Here is an 18,459-nt window from a genome sequence, read left to right on the forward strand (position 1 = left end):
CATGACCCCGAGTCGGCGCGGCCCGAAATAGGTGATCACAAATCGCCCAAAAATGTGATCACACGCTACTGTCTTGTGATCACATTTTCCATTTTGCCTGTAATTTTATGTCAAACCTAACGGTTTTTGCGAGTCTGGCGTGCCTCGGCGCGTGACATTCGTGGAAAATCCGCTATTGAAAGGGCCAGAGCTGAGGCACTTGAGCCAGGCTGCGTGTGCAGCCCTGCCAGACAGAAGGGAGCCAATCATGGCCGACGTGAACAGGGGCAACCGCCCGCTTTCCCCGCATTTGCAAATTTATCGCCTGCCGCTGGCTGCCATCTCGTCGATCCTGAACCGGATTACGGGGGTGGGCATGACGCTGGCGACGCTGCTGATCATCTGGTGGTTTGCCGCCGGGGCCTTCGGGGCGGCGTATTTCGACTTTGTGGACGGGTTGCTGACATCCGTTCTGGGGCATCTGGTGCTGATCGGATCGCTGGCGGCGCTGTGGTATCATATGCTCAATTCCATCCGGCACCTGATCTGGGACACAGGCCGCATGATGGATGTCGAGATTGTCGAGAAGACGACCTATGTTGTTTTCGCAGGCACCGTCATTTTCACCTTGCTGACCATCATCATCATATAAAGGGGCGCGCAACATGGGGTTCAAGACAGATTATTCCCGCGTACACGGGTCCGGCGCCGCGGGCGAAGGGGCCCATCACTGGTGGTCGCAGCGTGTGACATCCATTGCGCTGGTGCCGTTGACGCTGCTGTTCATCGTGCCCTTCGGGCGGGCCTTGGGGTCGGGGCATGAGGCGTTTGTCGCCACCTATTCCAACCTGTGGCATGCCTTGGTGGCGGTGTTGTTCATCATCGCGGTTTTCGTGCATTTGCAACAGGGCTTGCAAACTGTGCTGGAAGACTATGTGCCAAACAAAGCGGTGCGCACTGTGGCGCTTATGGCCAATACATTGCTGTGCTGGGCGTTTGGCATTGCCGGTGTCCTGTCGGTTGCATCCGTCCTGTTCAGCGCCTGAGGGAAAGATATGTCTGCTTACAAGATCGAAGAACATACCTATGATGTGGTTGTGGTGGGCGCGGGCGGTGCAGGGTTGCGCGCGACGCTGGGCATGGCCGAACAGGGGTTGAAAACCGCCTGTGTTACCAAGGTTTTCCCCACCCGCAGCCACACAGTGGCCGCCCAGGGCGGCATTGCCGCCAGCCTGTCCAATATGGGGCCGGATCATTGGCAATGGCACATGTATGACACTGTAAAAGGGTCGGACTGGCTGGGCGATACGGATGCGATGGAATATCTGGCGCGCGAAGCCCCCAAGGCCGTGTATGAGCTGGAGCATTACGGCGTGCCGTTTTCGCGCACCGAGGATGGCAAGATTTACCAGCGCCCCTTTGGGGGACACACGACCGAATTTGGCGAAGGCCCGCCCGTGCAGCGCACTTGCGCCGCTGCCGACCGCACTGGCCACGCCATGTTGCACACGCTTTATGGCCAGTCGGTCAAACAAAAGGCCGAATTCTTCATCGAGTATTTCGCCACTGACCTGATCATGTCCGAAGATGGCGTGTGTCAGGGCGTGCTGGCATGGAAACTGGATGATGGCACGCTGCATCTGTTCAGCGCCAAGATGGTGGTTCTGGCAACGGGCGGTTATGGCCGCGCCTATTTCAGCGCGACATCGGCCCATACCTGCACTGGCGACGGCAACGGGATGGTGGCGCGGGCGGGCCTGCCGCTGCAGGATATGGAATTCGTGCAATTCCACCCGACCGGCATTTATGGCGCGGGCTGCCTGATTACCGAAGGCGCGCGCGGCGAAGGTGGCTATCTGACCAATTCCGAGGGGGAGCGGTTCATGGAACGCTACGCGCCCCATTACAAGGATCTGGCCCCGCGCGATTATGTCAGCCGGTGCATGACGATGGAAATTCGCGAAGGGCGCGGTGTTGGCGCGAATGGCGATCATATCCATCTGCACCTGAACCACCTGCCACCCGAAACCCTGAAACTGCGCTTGCCCGGTATTTCGGAATCTGCGCGGGTTTTTGCGGGTGTTGACGTGAACAAGGAACCCATCCCGGTTCTGCCGACAGTGCATTACAACATGGGCGGGATTCCCACCAATTACTGGGGCGAGGTGCTGAATGCCAATGCCGACAACCCCGACCGCATTGCGCCAGGCCTGATGGCTGTGGGCGAAGCGGCCTGTGCATCGGTGCACGGGGCCAACCGTCTTGGGTCCAACTCGCTGATCGACCTTGTGGTGTTCGGGCGTGCAGCGGCCATTCGCGCCGGTCAGGTTGTGGACCCCAAAGCGCCCAACCCCAAGCTGAACAAGGCCAGCGTGGACAAGGCACTTGAACGGTTCGACAGGTTCCGCAATCTGGACGGCGCTGTGCCGACAGCCGATCTTCGGCTGGAAATGCAAAAGGCCATGCAGTCCGATGCGGCCGTATTCCGCACCGACAAAACGCTGGCCGAGGGCTGCCGCAAGATGGCGGATGTGGCGGGCAAGATGGCGGACCTGAAGGTGACCGACCGCAGCCTGATCTGGAACACCGACCTGATGGAAACGCTGGAACTGGACAACCTGATGCCCTGCGCGCTGACCACCATTGTGGGCGCCGAGGCGCGCAAGGAATCGCGCGGCGCACATGCGCATGAGGATTACCCCGACCGCGATGATGCGACATGGCGCAAGCATACGCTGGCATGGGTTGATGGCGCGAATGTGCGGCTGGATTACCGCCCGGTCCATACAGAACCACTGACAGCGGAAGCCGATGGCGGCATTTCCCTGAAGAAAATTGCCCCGGCCGAACGCAAGTTCTGACGGGCCGCCCTGCGCCCGCACCGGGCGCAGGGCAGTAAGTGATACGATGTCTAGCCACAGACGGGCATACCCCGTTCCTGAGTATAGGAGGCGAAAATGGTCCAACTGACCCTGCCCAAAAACAGCCAGATGCGCACAGGCAAGACCTGGCCGAAACCCGAAGGCGCAACGAATCTGCGCAAATTCCAGATCTATCGCTGGAGTCCCGATGACGGGGAAAACCCCCGCGTGGATACATATTTCGTTGATATGGACAGCTGCGGCCCCATGGTTCTGGACGCGCTGATCAAGATCAAAAGCGAAATTGACCCCACCCTGACCTTCCGCCGTTCCTGCCGCGAAGGGATTTGCGGGTCTTGCGCGATGAATATCGATGGCGGCAACCGGCTGGCCTGTATCTTTGGCATGGACGAGGTGAAGGGCGATATCAAAATCTATCCCTTGCCCCATATGCCTGTGGTCAAGGATCTGGTGCCGGACCTGACGCATTTTTATGCGCAGCATGCGTCCATCAAACCATGGCTGGAAACCAAATCGAACACGCCGGCCAAGGAATGGAAACAGTCGATTGAAGACCGTGAAAAACTTGACGGGCTTTATGAATGCGTGATGTGCGCGTGCTGCTCCACGTCGTGCCCCAGCTATTGGTGGAATGGCGACCGCTACCTTGGGCCAGCCGCGCTGCTGCACGCCTATCGCTGGCTGATCGATTCGCGTGATGAAGCCACGGGCGAGCGGCTGGATGATCTGCATGACCCGTTCAAACTGTATCGGTGCCACACCATCATGAACTGTGCCAAGACCTGCCCCAAGGGCCTGAACCCGGCCAAGGCCATTGCCGAAGTCAAGAAAATGATGATTTCACGCACGCATTGACCGCATGCAAGTGCAGGGTAACAGATAAAGGCCGGGCGCATCCCTGCGCGCGGCCTTTTCAGTTGGGGTTGTTCTGCACCCGCGGTCAATCGCAATCCTGCGCGTTCGGGTCAAGACAGCTTGGCGCCAGCGCTTCGGCTTGCGCCTGTGCCTGTGCGGACATGACCTCGCGCAGCGCCGACACCAGTTCTGCAGCGGGGTCATGGCCCGCTTCCTGCGCATTCAGCGCCCATGCCAGCGCCAGCCGGTAACTGCTGCGCCCGCCCTGTCCACGCGCCTGCATCAGCGCCAGATTATGCATCGCAGGCCCAAACCCCGACCGCGCAGCGCGCAAATACCAGCCGCGCGCGGCGGGGACATCCTGCGCAACGCCGTTTCCCGCAGCAAGCGCGCGCGCAAGGGCGAATTGCGCCGCCGCATGGCCTTGGAGCGCGGCATGTTCAAACCAGTGCGCGGCGCGGTCAGACTGCCGGGTTTCCTCCAGAAGGGTGGCCAAGGCAAATTGCGCTTGCAAATGGCCCTGCTGCGCGGCGCGTTCATACCAGGATACGGCTTCGTTCAGGTCACGCGCCCCCGCCAGCCCCTGATCCAGAATCCGCCCCGACATGAATTGCGCCGTCACATCACCCGCCTGCGCGGCCAGATCATACCAATAGGCCGCCTGCGCCCAGTCATGGCGGTCCACCATCACATCTGCCAGCACAGTTTGCGCGGGCACATAGCCAGCCCCGGCCGCCTTGCCCAACCACAGATCGGCGTCATCGGCGGTCATGCCCGCCTGCCCCGCCAAGGCCAGAACGCTCAGATTGTATTGCGCCAGCACATCGCCACGCGCGGCCAGCGGGTGCAGGATCTGCACTGCACTGTCGCGGTCGCCCTGATCCAGAAATGCCAACGCGTCATCAAGGCGCAACTGCGCCTGCGCGTGAAGGGGGATGGCCGAAAGTGCCAGCGACACACAAAGGATTCGTATCACGTTGCGACACCCCGCAATTTTTCAAATTTTGCTTTCTATACTTTGGGGTTGGCGCAGTGTCACGCCTTTGTGACGCAGCTGCGACAGGTTGCGCCGGTGCTGCGGGGACATTAAGCGTAGCGCATCAAAAGGAGGCCCCATGACGCCCGACCAGATTGAACCGCTTTTCACCCGTTCCGATGGCAGCTTTTTGTGCGCACGCTGGGGGCGGCCTATTGTGCCGGTGATTTTCGGGGTGGATGATGCAACGCTCGCCACGATCAAGGGTGCGATTGAAGCAGTTGTGGCGCTGGCAGGGCACACGATGGCCGAAACCGATCCTGAATTGGGTGCCAATCTGATGGTGTTCATTTTCAGGGACTGGGCCGAACTTCTGGACGTGCCGAATCTGGACCGGCTGGTGGACGGGCTGAAACCGCTGGTGGCGCGTTTGCAGGCGGCAGGGGCAAACCAGTATCGCGTGTTCCGGTTTGATGCGCAAAACGCCATTCGCGCGGCCTTTGTCTTTGTGCAGATGGATGACGCCTTGTCGCGTGTGCCTGCAGATGTGCTGGCGCTGTCACAGGCGGTGCAGATTATATTGCTGTGGTCGGATCGCGCCTTCACGGATATCTCTGCGCTGGCGGTGCATCAGGACCGCACAATCCTGCGGCCCGAAATTGCAGATGTCATTCGCGCAGCCTATGATCCTGTTTTGCCCGCTGTCGCAAATACCCCCACCCATGCGCTGCGCCTGTCCGCGCGCATTTCTCCGCGTCAGTAGGTGCTTTATTGGCCTGCAGCGGACATTGGGAATGCCCCAAGGCGCGGAGCAAAGGCCGCAGGCGGCCGCGCCATCGGCGGGCCGTCCCGCGGCCTGCCGATGACCTGAAGGTGTGCCAAGCGTATAATGTCAGGAATATGCCGCTTGGATAAAGTGCTTCCCATATAACGCCGGATCGGCAGACCCCGGCCCGCCGACAGCGCGGGCTAAGTCCAAGGGCGAATGTCCCCTTCACGCCGATACTTGCCCCTGCCTGCCGTCATCAGGCGCTTTCGGTCTTGCCCAAGGGCGGTGCAAACTGGCACAAGCACCCCATCCCCTCACCCCGCAAAAGGTCCTGTCCATGAAGATTGCCAGTTTCAACATCAATGGAATCAAGGCCCGTGCGGGCGCGCTGACGCGCTGGCTGGATGAGGCCGCGCCTGACCTGCTGGTGATGCAGGAAATCAAATCCACCGATGAAACCTTCCCCCGGGAGTTGCTCGAGGAGCGCGGCTATAACCTGCACACGCATGGGCAAAAAGGGTTCAACGGCGTAGCGATTGCCAGCAAACTGCCGCTGGAAGATGTGGTCTGCGGCCTGCCGGGTGACGACACCGACCTTCAGGCGCGCTGGATAGAAGCCACAGTCACCGGCGATGCACAGGCGCTGCGCGTCTGCGGTCTGTATCTGCCCAATGGCAACCCCGTTGAACTGGACGCGCAGGGCCAGCCGGTTGCGGGGGGCAAATATGCCTATAAGCTGGCATGGATGGCGCGCATGCACGACCGCTTGCGCGACCTGCTGGCGATGGAAATACCGCTGGCAGTGATGGGGGATTACAACATCATTCCGCAAGCCGAAGATGCCGCGCGCCCTGATGCATGGGCAGATGACGCGCTGTTTCGCCTGCCGTCACGCATGGCATTCCGGCGGATCATGAATTTGGGCTTCACAGATGCCTTGCGCGCAGTCAATCAGGCACCGGGCCTGTATACGTTCTGGGACTATCAGGCCGGGGCGTGGCAGCGCAATGACGGGATCAGGATTGACCATATCCTGCTGAACGCGCATGCGGCGGACCTGCTGCGCGCATGCCAGATTGACAGTGAAGCCCGCGCCGGTGACAAACCGTCCGACCATGTGCCCATATGGGCAGAACTGGCCGTGTGACGGGTTGGTTGGGGCGGGTTCCCAAACCGCCCGCCCCCGCCAGTTCAGAAGTTCCGCGTGGCCCCGATGGACGCGCGGATATTCGTAAATGACCGCGACGGGATATTACTGTCCTGACGCTCTGCCCCCAAATGAAGCACAGGTGCAAAGCCCTGCACGCTCAGGTCGCGGTGCATCAGCGACGCGGTGACACTGACATTGGTGTCGCGCGCGGGCGCAAACTGCGGCAACAGCGGATTGGACGCGGCGTATTGCGTCTGCGATGCCGCGAGGTTCAGGCCCGTGGTCACCCCACCCGCATGGGCATATTGCCCCCCGAAGCTGACGCCGATATCGCGTCTGGTGTTGAAATCCGCGCCCGCATTGTGTTTGGCCAGCGACACGCCCCCATCCAGCCGGATTTGCGGGGTCAGAACGTGAATGGTATTGACCGATAGCGCCGTGCGCCAGCCATCCATCGCCTTGTTTACCACCTGCGGGTAATGCAGCCTGTCGGCATTGGCCCGGATGGACAGATGCGTGCGTGGCCCGAAACGGCGCTGAAAGCTGGCATAGATGCCCGCCCCTTCCATGATGCGCCCGCCCTGCCCGAACGCGGCCTGCAGGCTGATACCTGCCCCGATCTGGCGCCCGTGATCGCCCAGGGCCAGCACGCCCCATTCACTGCGCAAGCGCCATGTGTTCAGGCGGCTTTGCTCAAACACCTGCCCATGTGCCATAACATGGACCCGCCCGCGCAGGTCATGGCCCAGACGCGGCAGCCATGTTCCCCCAAGCCCCAGATCCACGCCAACCCCGCGTTGCGCCTGCGCCAGCGGCAAGGGGATCGCGCCCCCGATCATGACATGGCTTTCCCCCGATGCGCGCGTGGGGTTGGTTTGCGGGACAATGGCAATGCTGGCATGGCCCTGCCATGTCTTGCGCCGGTCCATCGCGGTCAGATAGTCCTGAATCGCCGCGATTTCGCCCAAAGCCAGTTGTCCGGCAAGCGCGTTTTCGAAATGGAACCGCGCGCGGTCATCCTGTTCGGTCAGATACAGCGCGCGCGCCAGTTCCAGACGAAACCGCGTCACGTCCGGGGCCAGTGTGACACTGCGTTCCAGATAAGGCAGCGCCGCGCGCGGGGCGTTTTCGCGCATATGCGACAACCCGATGATCCAGGCCTGTTCAACGGTGTCTTGCGGGGTTTGCGGCGTGGCGGCCTGGGCTGCATCGCGCGCGCGCGCATAGTCCTGCGCCACCATCAGGCGGCCCGCCTGTTCCAGTGTTTGCGCCTGCAGCCCCCCGCCCGCGCACCAAAGCGCGGCAACAAGGGCCAACGCCCTGCTTCCCCATGCCATCCGACTGCCCGATCCTGCAACGGCGCTGAACGCCATTTCTTATTATTTCGCTGATTTTTATATATTTTCTGCATCAAGTCAATTGTTTGCGAATCATCCCCCGGACTTAACTGTTCATCAATGAAATGGCGGCAATAACCGGACTGACCCTAGCTGACAGGCCGCCCCATGCGTTACCGCCCCCAAAGACAGCGCCAAAACACACCCGTGGGAATTATTCGCAACGGCACGCGCATTTTATCCCATCTGGTCGATGTGTCGGACGGGGGGGTGCGGCTGCAATGCAATCTGCAAACCCAGCCCGGGGAAGTGCTGCAATTGCACGCAAAAGGGGCCATCGTCACGGCCGAAGTGCGCTGGATCAAGGGCAACCATATCGGTTTGCAATTCACCAAGGACGGATCGGCTGCGGACCGTTCGCGCTTTTTGCTGCGCCTGATACCGGGAAAGCAGCAGGTTGCGGGCGCAAGGGTTCATGGATTTACCGAATTGTAGCGGCAGGCTGTGCAGCTTTGGGGATTGTGCAACAAGTTGCAGCGGCGCGGGTTTTGGCCTTTTGCTGACGTTGGGAATGCCCAAGGTGCGGAATCAAGGGCGCAGCCCGCCGCGCCATCGGCGGGCCGTCCCGCGGCCTGCCGATACCTCTCGTGGCGCGCCAAGCCTTGAAAGTCGGAATATGCCGCCTGCATAAAGTGAACTTCACTGGCGTCGGATCGGCAGACCCCGGCCCGCCGACAGCGCGGGCTTCATCCAAGGGCGAACGTCCCCTTCAGGCCAAAACCAGCGCCACAGGTGCTGCGACACTCCTCAACCCTTTTCCGCGTTCGCCACCTGCGCTTGCAGGCGCGCCACCTCCTGCCGCAACCCGCGCACCAAGGCCTCTGCAAACCTGTTCAACCGCGCCACGCGCCGGTCATCAAGATGGCGGATCAAAAAGAAGCTGCGCGACAGGCGGAACGTCTGGGGCAGAACCCGCTGAATGTCGGCCCCTGCAGGAATGGCGAAATCATGCACCACCGCAACGCCCGCCCCGCTGCGCACCCAGTTGAACTGCACCGCAACCGAATTCGATGTCAGCGCCACCTGTTCCAGCCCCAGTTGCGCCAGATAGTCCAGTTCACGGTCAAAGATCATGTCAGGAATATAGCCGATCACGCGATGCGCCCGCAGATCGCGCAAATCCGTGATCGGCGGGTGGGCCGCCAAGTAGCGCCGGGATGCGGCCAGATGCAGGTCATAATCAGTGATTTTCTGGACCGACAGCCGCCCCGCTTCGGGGGCCGACACGCCGATGGCCATATCCGCTTCGCGCCGCGACAGGTTGAACACACGCGGCAGCGCGATGATCTGCACCTCCAACGCGGGGTTTTCGGCGCAGATCGCGGCCACCACCTGCGGCAACAGGTAATTTGCACACCCGTCCGGCGCCCCGATGCGAATCTGGCCTGACAGGCCGGTTCCGCCTGTGGCCTGTGCGGCGTCACTGGCGGCAATCAGGGCGGTTTCGGCCTCGATGGCGTGGGGCAGCAGGCGCGCGCCCTCCTCGGTCAGGGCATAGCCCTGATGCGAGCGCGTGAACAAGCGCCGCCCCAGCCCTTCTTCCAGCCGCGTGATGCGGCGGCCCACTGTGGCCGGGTCCAGACGCAGCACCTGCCCTGCCCGCCCAAGGCTTTCGCCCCGCGCCAGCGCCAGAAACACGCGCATGTCATCCCAATCCATCATCGCCCCAATCAAGGCCAACCCTTGCGAAAACGCAAGACCATTTTGGAATATTCCCTGTTCCCTGCGCGAAAATGCAAAGCTAAAGTCTGGCCAAACCCCAGAACAGGAGGACAGCATGAAAGAGCTTTCACATTGGATTGACGGGCAGCGCGTTTCAGGCGCATCGGGGCGTTTTGCCGATGTGTTCAACCCCGCGACAGGCGAGGTTCAGGCGCGCGTGCCGCTGGCGTCCAGGGCCGAACTGGATGACGCGGTCGCGCGCGCGGCGCGCGCACAGGTCAAATGGGGCGCCACCAACCCCCAGCGGCGCGCCCGCGTGATGATGGCCGCCGTGCAGCTGATCAACCGCGACATGGACAAACTGGCCGAGGCCCTGTCCTCGGAGCATGGCAAGACCTTCCCCGACGCCAAGGGCGACATCCAGCGCGGGCTGGAAGTCATTGAATATTGTATCGGCGCGCCGCAGCTTCTGAAGGGCGAATTCACCGACAGCGCAGGGCCCGGCATTGACATGTATTCCATGCGCCAGCCGCTGGGTGTGGTTGCAGGCATCACGCCTTTCAACTTTCCGGCCATGATTCCGCTGTGGAAAATGGGGCCAGCGCTGGCCTGCGGGAACGCGATGATCCTGAAACCCAGCGAACGCGACCCGTCTGTGCCGCTGATGCTGGCAGAGATTTTCAAGGAAGCGGGCTTGCCGGACGGGGTGCTGCAAGTCGTCAATGGCGACAAGGACGCGGTTGATGCGATTTTGGACAATGACACCATTCAGGCCGTGGGGTTTGTGGGCTCCACGCCCATTGCGCATTACATCTATTCGCGCGGCTGTGCGGCGGGCAAGCGCGTCCAGTGTTTTGGCGGCGCCAAGAACCACATGATCATCATGCCCGATGCCGATATGGACCTGGCCGCTGATGCGCTGGTGGGGGCGGGCTATGGCGCGGCGGGCGAGCGGTGCATGGCCATTTCCGTGGCCGTGCCTGTGGGTGAAGGTACCGCCGAGGCGCTGCGCGAGCGTCTGGTGCCAAAAATCGAGGCGCTGAAAGTCGGCCCCTGGACAGCGGGCGAGGATGTGGATTACGGCCCGGTGGTGACCGCCGCCGCGAAAGAAAACATCCTGCGGCTGGTGGAAACCGGCGTGGAACAAGGGGCAGAACTGGTGGTCGATGGCCGCAATTTCAGCCTGCAAGGCTATGAGGACGGGTTCTTCGTTGGCCCCCATCTGTTTGACCATGTCACCCCTGAAATGGAGATTTACCGCAAGGAAATTTTCGGCCCGGTCCTGTCGATGGTGCGCGCGGCCAGCTATGAAGAAGCCCTGGGGCTGGCGATGGACCATGAATATGGCAATGGCACCGCGATTTTCACCCGCGACGGGGACGCGGCGCGCGATTTCGCGCACCGTATCAATATCGGGATGGTTGGGATCAATGTGCCCATCCCCGTGCCGCTGGCCTATCACACATTCGGGGGGTGGAAGAAATCGGGCTTTGGCGATCTGAACCAGCACGGGCCGGATGCGTTCAAGTTCTACACGCGCACCAAAACCGTGACATCGCGCTGGCCAAGTGGCATCAAGGAAGGCGCGGCCTTCAACTTCAAGGCGATGGACTGACGACCCAAAGGGGGGCTTCGCGCCCCCCTCTTGGCGCTCGCGCGCCAATTCACCCCCTGCGGAGTATTTGAGGCAAGATGAAATATTGCTGAAAGATTCCCGCAGTATCGGGGTTTTGGACTGAAGGGGAGGATTTGATGGATTTCAGTTTGACCGAGGAGTCGGGCGCGATTTTCGACATGGCGCGGGCGTTCGGGCATGAGCATATCGCGCCCTTTGCGCGCGACTGGGACGCGCAGGGCACCATCCCGAAAGAGCTGTGGGCGCGATTCGCCGAATTGGGATTTGGCGGGCTGTATGTGCGCGAAGCCAGCGGCGGGGCGGGGTTGTCGCGGCTGGATGCGACGCTGATATTTGAAGCGCTGGCCATGTCCTGCCCGTCAGTTGCGGCGTTTTTGTCCATTCACAATATGTGCGCGGCGATGATTGACCGTTACGGGACGGACGCGATGCGCGCCGAATTGCTGCCGCGTGTTGTGGGGCTGGAGTGTTTCATGTCCTATTGTCTGACCGAACCGGGGTCAGGGTCGGATGCGGCGGCGCTGAAGACACGCGCCCTGCGCGACAACGACGGCTATGTTCTGAATGGCACCAAGGCGTTTATTTCGGGTGCGGGCTATTCGGACGGCTATATTGTCATGGCGCGCACAGGCGCGGACGGGCCGCGCGGCATATCTGCGCTGGTCGTGATGGATGGCGCGCAGGGCCTGAGTTTCGGCGGGTTGGAAGACAAGATGGGCTGGCGGTCCCAGCCCACCCGTCAGGTGCAATTCGATGATTGCCATGTGCGTGCAGACGCCCTGCTGGGCGAGGAAGGGCACGGGTTTCGCTATGCCATGGCGGGGCTGGACGGGGGGCGGCTGAATATCGCGGCTTGCTCATTAGGGGGGGCACAGGCGGCGCTGGATGCGACACTGGCCTATATGGGAGAGCGCCAGGCCTTCGGGCAAGCGCTGGACCAGTTTCAGGCGCTGCAATTCCGGCTGGCGGATATGGAGATTGAGCTGCAGGCCGCGCGCGTTTTCCTGCGTCAGGCCGCGTGGAAGCTGGACCAGGGCGCGCCGGATGCGACAAAATTCTGCGCGATGGCCAAGAAATTCGTGACCGAAGCGGGCAGCCGCGTGGCCGATCAATGCCTGCAACTGCATGGTGGATACGGCTATCTGGCTGATTACGGGATTGAAAAACTGGTGCGCGATCTGCGGGTGCATCAGATCCTTGAAGGCACGAATGAAATCATGCGCCTGATTGTGGCGCGCCAGATGCTGGCGGCGCGCTGATGGCGGATGTTTTTATCCGCAAGCAGGGGCGCGCGGGCCGTGTGACCTTGACACGGGCGAAAGCGTTGAATGCCTTGAGCTATGAGATGTGTCTGGCCATTGATGCGGCATTGCGGGATTGGGCCGAGGATGACAGCGTTGCGCTGATCGTCATTGACGCCGAAGGTGACAAGGCATTTTGCGCAGGCGGTGATATTGCGCAGATGTATGAAACCGGGCGCGCGGGCGACTATAGGTATGGCCGGGCATTCTGGGCCGATGAATACCGCATGAATGCGCGGCTGGCGGAATACCGCAAGCCCATCGTCAGCTTTCTGCAAGGCTTCGTCATGGGCGGCGGCGTGGGGTTGGGGTGTCATGTCAGCCACCGTGTGGTGTGTGAAACCAGCCAGATTGCCATGCCCGAATGCAGCATCGGGCTTGTGCCGGATGTGGGGGGGACGCATCTTCTGGCACGCGCGCCGGGGCAGCTGGGGGTCTATCTGGGGCTGACGGGGGCGCGTATGGGGCCGGGTGATGCGATACGCGCGGGGTTTGCGGATCTGTTCGTGCCCGGCGCCGAGTGGGATGCCCTGAAGGCCGCGCTGGTGGCAACGGGCAAGGTTGATGTGTTGCCGTGCCCAACGCCGCCGCCCCACGCGCCGCTTCTGGCCCATAGCCAGTTGATTGACGCCGCTTTCGGGCAGGATTCAGGCGCAGATATACTTGACTGGCTGGACCGCGATGCAACGGAATTTGCGCAGCGCACGGCCAAAGCGCTTCGGCGCAATGCCCCTTTAGCGATGGCATGCACTTTGGCCATGCTGCGCCGCCTTGGGGCAACGGCCACCCTGCGCGATGCCTTGGTGCAGGAATTTCGTTTTACATGGCGGTCTATGGAGCATTCGGATTTTCTGGAGGGTATTCGCGCCGCCATCATTGACAAGGACCGCACCCCGCGCTGGCGTCATGACGGCCTTGGGGATATAAGCGCCGCTGAGGTTGCCGCGATGCTGGCGCCCCTTGGCCCGGATGAGTTGACATTTGCGACATGCGGAAGGGATTGACATGAAAATAGGCTTCATCGGGTTGGGCAATATGGGCGGGCCAATGGCCGCCAATCTGGCCAGGGCGGGCCATCAGGTCGCGGGGTTTGACCTTGTGGCCCCCTGCCCGCAAGGCGTGGCGCGCGCCGACAGTGCCACAGATGCGGCGACGGGTGCGGATGTAGTCATCACAATGCTGCCCAATGGTGCGATCCTGCGCGATGTCGCGGCGTCGGTCATTCCTGCCATGTCCGCAGGCGCAGTGCTGTGCGATTGTTCCACTGTGGATGTGGACAGCGCCCGGGCGGTGGCAACTCAGGCCCTTGCTGCGGGGCTGGATGCGCTGGATGCGCCCGTATCAGGCGGGGTTGGCGGGGCCAGCGCGGGCACGCTGACCTTCATGGTGGGCGGGTCCGAGGCTGCGTTTGCGACAGTCCTGCCACTGTTTGACATCATGGGCCAGAAGGCCGTGCATTGCGGCGCGTCAGGGGCCGGTCAGGCCGCGAAAATCTGCAACAACATGATTCTGGGCGCGACGATGGCCGTCACCTGCGAGGCGTTTGCGCTGGCCGACAAGCTGGGACTGGACCGCGCGCGCATGTTCGATGTCGTGTCCACGTCATCAGGCTATAGCTGGTCGATGAATGCCTATTGCCCTGCCCCCGGTGTCGGCCCCCAAAGCCCGGCGGACAATGACTACCAACCCGGATTTGCGGCGGAACTGATGCTGAAGGATTTGCGCCTGTCCCAACAGGCCGCCGAAAGCGTGGACGCCCCCACCCCCATGGGCGCGCGCGCCACCGAGCTGTATGCCGGTTTCGTCGAGGTTGAGGGCGGCAAGGGGCGCGACTTTTCAGCCCTGCTGCCCCATTTTGCCACACACGGGCGCGAATGATGTCCTGGGCGGCCCAAACCCTGCCCGGACTGGCGCTGCCCCAGATTGCCCGTCTGGACGCCCTGCCCTGCGACAGCGTGCCCGCCCATAGCCCCATGTTCCACGCGGGCGACAGGGCGCAAGGATTCGCCATGGTGCTGGCAGGCCGCATAGAGGTGCATCTGACCGGCATTTCGGGGCGCGAAATCCTGCTATACGCCATTGAACCGGGCCAAAGCTGCATCCAGACAACCCTGGGCCTGTTGGGGGACGCGCCCTATAGCGGCACCGCCACCACAGTGACCGACTGTCGTTTAGTCATGATTCCGGCAGCGCTGTTTCATGAGATGATGGCGTCCTCGCCGGTTTTCCGGTCTTTCGTGTTCCGCGCCTTTGCTGCGCGCATGTCCGAAGTGACAGAGTTGTTGGAACAGGTGGCCTTCAGCCGGATTGAGGCCAGACTTGCGCGCGCGCTGCTGGATTTGGACAACAACGGCGAAATTGGCGCAACCCATGCCCAGCTTGCCGCCAGAATCGGCACCGCGCGCGAAGTCATCTCTCGCCAGTTGGAACGCTGGACCGCCGCAGGCATTTTGCAGACCGGGCGCGGCCATGTCACCCTGCGCGACCGCGCGGCATTGCAAGCGCTGGCGCAATAACCACGCGCGGTCTGTGATCATGTCACAGACATCAGTGCAGCCATGCGTTAACCTTGCTGACATATGAACACTGAACCGGAGAAATGCGATGTTGGCACGGAATGTTGGCGGTATTGACCGCATCTTGCGTATTGTGGTGGGACTGGCCCTGCTTGCGGGATTCTTCCTGAATTCAGACGCAAGCCTGCGCTGGCTGTATCTGATCGGCCTCGTGCCATTGGCCACCGGCCTGATGCAGACCTGCCCGTTATATACGCTGATCGGGCTGAATACCTGCCCAGCCAAGAAGTAGCCCGCAGCAACTCAAATTGGTGGCAAATCGCATTGCCACCATTTCTTGCATTTTTTCATCAGAAGGGTCTTGCAGCGCCGCGAAGCCTTGGCTAAACAGCGCCACATAGTTGGGGTGTAGCCAAGTGGTAAGGCATCGGTTTTTGGTACCGTGTATCGTAGGTTCGAATCCTACCACCCCAGCCAGTATTCTCTAAGCCATTGATATTACATACGGAAATCAGACCGATTCTCGGTTGAGGCCTGAAATGGCCCAACTGCGACACATTTGTGCGGCTCGGGCCTGAAAGCGGTCTGGGGGGGCGCGATCCATGGCCGCCACAAAGCAAAAAATGCATCGGCACCACCTCGCAGGCGGGGCGAATAACGCTTATATGTCCGCCTGGTCGGCTTACAGTAGCAAACAGCCAGTCATGGTATGGCGTCCAGTGTCGCATTTCGCTATCGCCCCCATCTTGCCCGCAAAATACGCAAACAGCGGTGGTTTTGCCACACAGCGGCAAGCCCCACCCCTTTTCGAGTTGCGCAAGAGACATCTTTTCGCGTAAGGCTCGCGCCAATCGCATGGACCCGGTGCAAGTCCGGGTGGCTCTTTCGGCCGCTGATCCGCCGGATAACCACAAGACACACCATGAAAACCGGCGCGCCATAGCGCAGCTTCAGCCGGTCAGGAACTTATGACATGATTTCAATGAATGCTTACCGCGACCAGTGGTTTGGCAACATACGCGGCGATCTTATCGCGGGGCTTGTCGTGGCGCTGGCGTTGATCCCCGAAGCGATTGCCTTTTCCATTATCGCAGGCGTTGACCCCAAAGTGGGGCTGTATGCCAGCTTTTCCATCGCTGTTTTGATCGCCTTTACCGGCGGCAGACCGGGCATGATTTCGGCGGCAACAGCCGCAACAGCCGTGCTGATGGTCACGCTGGTGCGCGATTACGGGCTGGAATACCTGCTGGCGGCCACAGTGCTGGCGGGGCTGTTGCAGATTGGCGCGGGCATCCTGAAACTTGGCTTCATCATGCGCTATGTGTCGAAATCAGTCATGACGGGGTTTGTGAACGCGCTGGCCATCCTGATCTTTCTGGCGCAGCTGCCCGAACTGGACCCGCGAGAGGTGTCTTGGATCACCTATGTTCTGGTCGCTGCAGGGCTTGGCATCATCTACGGGTTACCCATGCTGACCAAGGCGATCCCCTCGCCCTTGGTGACAATCGTTGTGCTGACAATCGTGGCCATCGTGCTGGGGCTGGATGTGCGCACAGTGGGCGATATGGGCGAATTGCCCGACACATTGCCGGTGTTTCTGATCCCGAACATCCCGCTGACGATTGAGACACTTGTGATCATCTTCCCCTATTCGATGGCCATTGCGGTTGTTGGCCTGCTCGAAAGCCTGATGACGCAGAACATCGTCGATGACCTGACCGACACACGCTCGGACCGCAATCAGGAATGCATCGGTCAGGGTATTTCCAACACCGCCACGGGCTTTATCGGTGGTATGGCAGGCTGTGCGATGATCGGGCAGTCGATCATCAACGTCAAATCCGGCGGGCGCGGGCGCTTGTCGTGCTTTGCGGCGGGGGTTTACCTGCTGTTTCTGATCTTGGTGTTGGGCGATCTGGTCAAGCAAATTCCCATGGCGGCATTGGTGGCCGTGATGATCATGGTGTCAGTGGGCACGTTCTCGTGGTCGTCGATCAAGGCGCTGAGGGTGCATCCGCGCTCCAGCTCCATCGTGATGATCGCAACGGTGGTGACAGTCGTCTACACCCATAACCTGGCTATCGGTGTGCTGGTGGGCGTGCTGTTGTCGGGCATCTTCTTTGCGGGCAAAATCGCGCAATTGTTCAATGTGCGTTCGGAAATCACCCAAAGCGGCCACCAGCGCACCTATATCATCGAGGGGCAGTTATTCTACGGCTCGGTCGAGGATTTCATGGACGCATTCGACTTCAAGGAAACGTTGGACAAGGTCATCATTGACGTCAGCCGCGCGCATATCTGGGATATATCTTCTGTTCAGGCCCTGGATATGGTTATCCTGAAATTCCGTCGGGATGGCGCCGAAGTGGATGTCATCGGGATGAACAAAGCCACCGAAACCATCGTCGACAAGCTTGCCATCCATGACAAGCCGGGCGCGATGGACAAATTGATGTCACATTAAAGGGGACACACGATGACCCAACATCCGCAAAAAATCGTGGCCCTTGTTGACGGGTCCGTCTATTCGGCCAGTGTGTGCGATCATGCGGCATGGATTTCGCAGCGCACCGGCGCGCCGGTGGAATTGCTGCATGTGCTGGGCCGGCGCGACGCGCCTGAAAAAACGGACTTCTCCGGCTCCATCAAACTGGGCGCGCGCAGTGCGCTGCTGAAAGAACTGGCCGAACTTGACGCACAGCGCGCCCGACTGATCAACCATCGCGGCCGCGCCATTTTGGAAGATGCACGCGCCATTCTGGACACTGCCGGTGTGACCGAAATCACCACGCGGCTGCGTCAGGGCGATGTCGTCGAGACCGTCAGCACTGTGGAACATGACGCGCGCGTGGTCATGGTCGGCAAACGCGGCGAGGCTGCGGATTTTGCCAAGGGCCATCTGGGGTCCAACCTTGAACGCATCATCCGCGCCAGCACCCGGCCTGTCTTCGTGGCCTCGCGCGCATTCAAGCCCATCTCGCGGGTGCTGGTGGCCTATGATGGCGGCGTTTCCGCCATGAAAGCCGTCGACCATATCGCGCGCAGCCCGCTGTTTCAGGGGCTGCATATCCATATCGTTACAGTGGGCACCCCAACCCCAGAGGTGCAAAAGGGGCTCGACAACGCAAAAGCACTGATGACAGCGGCGGGGCTTACGGCGGAAACCTCTGTCATCCCCGGTCAGCCGGAAACCGCGCTGGGAAAACTGATTGACGACGCAAAAATCGACATGCTGGTGATGGGCGCTTACGGACATTCGCGCATCCGCACGTTGATCATCGGCTCCACCACCACAGCGATGATCCGCTCTTGCAAGGTGCCAATCGTGTTGCTGCG

General features: G+C 61.1%; 18 protein-coding genes, 1 tRNA gene and 1 other annotated feature. Of the genes, 16 read left to right on the top strand and 3 right to left on the bottom strand.

What is annotated here, in order from left to right:
- Positions 1–247: 247 nt before the first annotated feature.
- The 4 genes from sdhC to ACTZWY_RS03855 all read left to right on the top strand — a co-directional run bounded on the left by sdhC (position 248) and on the right by ACTZWY_RS03855 (position 3,716).
- The gene (gene sdhC, locus ACTZWY_RS03840) at positions 248–631 is read left to right on the top strand and encodes a succinate dehydrogenase, cytochrome b556 subunit (protein WP_444789358.1); all 384 of its coding nucleotides are present in this window, start codon (positions 248–250) and stop codon (positions 629–631) included.
- 13 nt (positions 632–644) lie between these two features.
- On the top strand, positions 645–1,025 hold the full coding sequence (sdhD, locus tag ACTZWY_RS03845; RefSeq protein WP_444789359.1) for a succinate dehydrogenase, hydrophobic membrane anchor protein: 381 nt from the start codon (positions 645–647) through the stop codon (positions 1,023–1,025).
- A 9-nt stretch (positions 1,026–1,034) separates the two neighbouring features.
- The gene (gene sdhA, locus ACTZWY_RS03850; RefSeq protein ID WP_444789360.1) at positions 1,035–2,840 is read left to right on the top strand and encodes a succinate dehydrogenase flavoprotein subunit; all 1,806 of its coding nucleotides are present in this window, start codon (positions 1,035–1,037) and stop codon (positions 2,838–2,840) included.
- 96 nt (positions 2,841–2,936) lie between these two features.
- Complete coding sequence (locus tag ACTZWY_RS03855) at positions 2,937–3,716, top strand: succinate dehydrogenase iron-sulfur subunit (RefSeq protein ID WP_444789361.1); 780 nt, start codon at positions 2,937–2,939, stop codon at positions 3,714–3,716.
- 85 nt (positions 3,717–3,801) lie between these two features.
- On the opposite strand, the gene ACTZWY_RS03860 is transcribed toward ACTZWY_RS03855, so the two are convergent.
- A complete protein-coding gene (locus ACTZWY_RS03860) occupies positions 3,802–4,692 on the bottom strand; it encodes a tetratricopeptide repeat protein (protein ID WP_444789362.1) in 891 nt (296 codons plus the stop codon).
- A gap of 139 nt (positions 4,693–4,831) precedes the next feature.
- Here ACTZWY_RS03860 and ACTZWY_RS03865 point away from each other — a divergent pair, with 139 nt between their 5' ends.
- The gene (locus ACTZWY_RS03865) at positions 4,832–5,455 is read left to right on the top strand and encodes a hypothetical protein (protein ID WP_444789363.1); all 624 of its coding nucleotides are present in this window, start codon (positions 4,832–4,834) and stop codon (positions 5,453–5,455) included.
- Positions 5,456–5,798: 343 nt separating this feature from the next.
- Positions 5,799–6,608: an exodeoxyribonuclease III gene (gene xth, locus ACTZWY_RS03870; protein ID WP_444789364.1), complete on the top strand. Its 810-nt coding sequence runs from the start codon at positions 5,799–5,801 to the stop codon at positions 6,606–6,608.
- A 44-nt stretch (positions 6,609–6,652) separates the two neighbouring features.
- Here the strand turns inward: xth and ACTZWY_RS03875 are convergent, their stop codons facing one another.
- On the bottom strand, positions 6,653–7,948 hold the full coding sequence (locus ACTZWY_RS03875; RefSeq protein WP_444789365.1) for a surface lipoprotein assembly modifier: 1,296 nt from the start codon (positions 7,946–7,948) through the stop codon (positions 6,653–6,655).
- 168 nt (positions 7,949–8,116) lie between these two features.
- Between ACTZWY_RS03875 and ACTZWY_RS03880 the strand changes: the two genes are divergently transcribed.
- Positions 8,117–8,443 (top strand): PilZ domain-containing protein, encoded by a 327-nt coding sequence (locus ACTZWY_RS03880; RefSeq protein ID WP_444789366.1) that lies wholly within the window; start codon positions 8,117–8,119, stop codon positions 8,441–8,443.
- 312 nt (positions 8,444–8,755) lie between these two features.
- Here ACTZWY_RS03880 and ACTZWY_RS03885 read toward each other — a convergent pair whose 3' ends face one another.
- Positions 8,756–9,667 (bottom strand): LysR family transcriptional regulator, encoded by a 912-nt coding sequence (locus ACTZWY_RS03885; RefSeq protein WP_444789381.1) that lies wholly within the window; start codon positions 9,665–9,667, stop codon positions 8,756–8,758.
- Positions 9,668–9,785: 118 nt separating this feature from the next.
- Between ACTZWY_RS03885 and ACTZWY_RS03890 the strand changes: the two genes are divergently transcribed.
- From ACTZWY_RS03890 to ACTZWY_RS03930, 9 genes are all read left to right on the top strand, one after another.
- Positions 9,786–11,285: a CoA-acylating methylmalonate-semialdehyde dehydrogenase gene (locus ACTZWY_RS03890; protein WP_444789367.1), complete on the top strand. Its 1,500-nt coding sequence runs from the start codon at positions 9,786–9,788 to the stop codon at positions 11,283–11,285.
- Between the two features lie 137 nt (positions 11,286–11,422).
- On the top strand, positions 11,423–12,565 hold the full coding sequence (locus tag ACTZWY_RS03895) for an acyl-CoA dehydrogenase family protein (RefSeq protein WP_444789368.1): 1,143 nt from the start codon (positions 11,423–11,425) through the stop codon (positions 12,563–12,565).
- Positions 12,565–13,611: an enoyl-CoA hydratase/isomerase family protein gene (locus ACTZWY_RS03900; protein WP_444789369.1), complete on the top strand. Its 1,047-nt coding sequence runs from the start codon at positions 12,565–12,567 to the stop codon at positions 13,609–13,611. The genes ACTZWY_RS03895 and ACTZWY_RS03900 overlap by 1 nt, the downstream gene beginning before the upstream one ends.
- A 1-nt stretch (position 13,612) precedes the next feature.
- Positions 13,613–14,485 carry a 3-hydroxyisobutyrate dehydrogenase gene (mmsB, locus tag ACTZWY_RS03905; protein ID WP_444789370.1) on the top strand — a complete coding sequence of 291 codons (873 nt, stop codon included), beginning with the start codon at positions 13,613–13,615 and terminating at the stop codon, positions 14,483–14,485.
- Entirely contained in the window at positions 14,485–15,123 is a 639-nt protein-coding gene (locus ACTZWY_RS03910; protein WP_444789371.1) for a Crp/Fnr family transcriptional regulator, read from the top strand. Before mmsB ends, ACTZWY_RS03910 begins: the two co-directional genes overlap by 1 nt.
- A gap of 88 nt (positions 15,124–15,211) precedes the next feature.
- Positions 15,212–15,415, top strand: a complete 204-nt coding sequence (locus ACTZWY_RS03915; RefSeq protein ID WP_444789372.1) for a YgaP family membrane protein — start codon at positions 15,212–15,214, stop codon at positions 15,413–15,415.
- 110 nt (positions 15,416–15,525) lie between these two features.
- A tRNA-Gln gene (locus ACTZWY_RS03920) sits at positions 15,526–15,600 on the top strand.
- A 377-nt stretch (positions 15,601–15,977) separates the two neighbouring features.
- Positions 15,978–16,033 (top strand) — a sequence feature (sul1 is cis-regulatory element that is thought to sense ions involved in sulfur or methionine metabolism; They are found in Alphaproteobacteria).
- Between the two features lie 63 nt (positions 16,034–16,096).
- The gene (locus tag ACTZWY_RS03925) at positions 16,097–17,587 is read left to right on the top strand and encodes a SulP family inorganic anion transporter (RefSeq protein ID WP_444789373.1); all 1,491 of its coding nucleotides are present in this window, start codon (positions 16,097–16,099) and stop codon (positions 17,585–17,587) included.
- 12 nt (positions 17,588–17,599) lie between these two features.
- Positions 17,600–18,459 (top strand): universal stress protein (locus ACTZWY_RS03930; RefSeq protein WP_444789374.1); only part of this gene is annotated, 860 nt, incomplete at its 3' end.

The sequence above is a fragment of the Roseinatronobacter sp. NSM genome, from assembly GCF_052379845.1.
In the GTDB taxonomy this organism is placed as follows: domain Bacteria; phylum Pseudomonadota; class Alphaproteobacteria; order Rhodobacterales; family Rhodobacteraceae; genus Roseinatronobacter.